The sequence below is a fragment of the Gelatiniphilus marinus genome, assembly GCF_042684345.1.
GTDB classification, from domain to species: Bacteria; Bacteroidota; Bacteroidia; order Flavobacteriales; family Flavobacteriaceae; genus Gelatiniphilus; species Gelatiniphilus marinus.
The window spans coordinates 1-748 of the sequence record NZ_JBHULK010000026.1 but is presented as its reverse complement, the minus strand read 5'-3'; the positions used below and the strand labels follow the sequence as shown (position 1 = coordinate 748).

2 protein-coding genes are annotated in these 748 nt (G+C 32.4%); both read right to left on the bottom strand.

What is annotated here, in order from left to right:
* Positions 1–39: 39 nt before the first annotated feature.
* Positions 40–480 (bottom strand): T6SS immunity protein Tdi1 domain-containing protein, encoded by a 441-nt coding sequence (locus tag ACFSQS_RS16140; protein WP_388021257.1) that lies wholly within the window; start codon positions 478–480, stop codon positions 40–42.
* Positions 481–748, bottom strand: a 268-nt coding sequence (locus ACFSQS_RS16135) for a hypothetical protein (RefSeq protein ID WP_388021255.1), incomplete at its 5' end; no start/stop codon positions are given. It lies immediately after the preceding gene.

Here is a 748-nt window from a genome sequence, read left to right as displayed (position 1 = left end):
AGGAAAATCAGAAGCAATGAATTATACACGTTGTTGTGCCTAGTTTTTTATATTCAGTTTTATTTTTTGTCCGTCTTTCAAATCCTTCATCTGAAACCCTAAATCTCCGCTAAAAGCAATTAATTCCGCAAAACTAATTTTTCCGAGATTCGATTTTTCATATTCTCCGCCAATAACAGCCGACATTTTCAGACAATATTTTTCGTTTTCTTTTAATTCTCCAAGTTCCGATTTCGCAATATTCACAAGGTTTGTCATCTCCCAATCTTCTATAAATTCAGAGTCAGATGAGATTTTATTAAATTCCGATTCTGATTCCGCAATTTTCCCACAACTAATTTCTTCGGGACAAATCCTCCAATATTCGTTTTTGTCGGTTTTGAAAATCACGTTTCCAAATTCATTCGTTCGAACTATTTCGGTCGCGTTAAACCCTTTCCAATTCCAAGCTTTGTTTATTTCAGTAATTATTTTTTCCATTTAAAAACTACTAATTATGATTGCAACAAGTATTATTAGAAGATAAAATAGTATTCCAGCAATTCTTGCTTTTTCGGCTTGTTCAACTTTTTTTTCAAATCCAAACTTTTTATAACGTTCAAATTCAATTTGGTTGGCACTTTTTGGATTTAAACGCCAATTGGGATTAACTGGAACGAAGAAAAAGGCTAGCCATTCTCCTTTTGTTAAAGGTATGGTTTTACGTTTCTCTATGTTTTCTAATTCTAGGCTCAAGTTTTCGTTAAAT

Coding starts and splice junctions, on each gene's coding strand:
- ACFSQS_RS16140 (WP_388021257.1), bottom strand. CDS start 480: ATGGAAAAAATAATTACTGAAATAAACAAAGCTTGGAATTGGAAAGGG.